General features: G+C 38.3%; 1 protein-coding gene. It reads right to left on the reverse strand.

Features of this window, described 5'->3' with window-relative positions:
- Window positions 1-12: 12 nt before the first annotated feature.
- Window positions 13-444, reverse strand: a complete 432-nt coding sequence (locus AB4238_RS22210) for an HAD family hydrolase (RefSeq protein WP_372035778.1) — start codon at window positions 442-444, stop codon at window positions 13-15.
- Window positions 445-606: the final 162 nt, after the last annotated feature.

Genomic DNA, 606 nt, shown 5'->3' on the forward strand with positions numbered 1-606 from the left:
TATCCTTATACGTTATAAGTACAATTCACTTAACTGTTTAATTACTTTAACATTATCTGAGGCTGACTCAATATTTTTTGAAGTGAACCAATATGGTTGAATGCCAGCAGATATTGCAGGTTTAATATCTTTATCAAAGTTATCGCCAACCATAGCCACATTTTCTGAATGGACTTCTAATTTGTCTAAAATAGAATTAAGAAATTCAGGACTTCCTTTCGATAACCCCAAGTTAGCTTTACAAAAATAACCGGATATGAATTGGCTTAAGCCTACACGCTCAAAAGCCCGTTGAATTTCTAACTCAGTTGAATCAGCAGCACCCGTAGCAATATAGATTTGGGAGTGTTTAGATAGCACTTCTAAAGCTCCTTTAGCTCCAGTGACAGCCTCAACATTTTCCCAGTTACACATTTTTCCTGTAACACCGGGAAAGTCGACCATCAAAGTGTCGCCCCAATCAAAAAGGTATACGTTTATCACCAAACCTCCATGTACTTATAACGCCCCACTAAGAGGCAAATAATTGTTGGTTAAAATAAGCGACGCAGGAGCAAAAACCAACTGTTATTTGTCCTGCTTGAGTGGCTTGTTGAACGAAGCCGC

The organism is Shewanella sp. 10N.286.45.A1 (assembly GCF_041470405.1).
Classification (GTDB): Bacteria; Pseudomonadota; Gammaproteobacteria; order Enterobacterales; family Shewanellaceae; genus Shewanella.

Bases quoted from the DNA above. Each gene is read 5' to 3' on its own strand.
- AB4238_RS22210 (WP_372035778.1), bottom strand. From the start codon at position 444: ATGGTCGACTTTCCCGGTGTTACAGGAAAAATGTGTAACTGGGAAAAT.